The 204-nt window shown below is 56.4% G+C and carries 1 protein-coding gene; it reads right to left on the bottom strand.

The features are described from left to right. Window positions 1-204, bottom strand: a 204-nt coding sequence (locus AC30D7_RS28855; protein ID WP_490136344.1) for a transposase, incomplete at both ends; no start/stop codon positions are given.

Raw genomic sequence — 204 nt, 5'->3', positions numbered from 1 at the left:
TTGTCGATGCTCGTTCCAGACTGGGTCAGTCGCACGTCCAGCCCTGCATAACGACTGATCTGGGGGGATTTGAGCGTCACTGGCAGGGTCGTCAGTTCAGCCAGCACTGCAAATGTCGAGACCTCACCCATTCCAGGTGCAGCCACCATGTGATCAAACTGCTCCTGCAAAATTGGACAGCTAGCGATGATGTCTCGCCCGGCT

The organism is Pseudomonas sp. DF5 (assembly GCF_058148225.1).
Note: the sequence above shows the minus strand (reverse complement) of the source record. Positions and strands in the feature narration are given on the sequence as shown.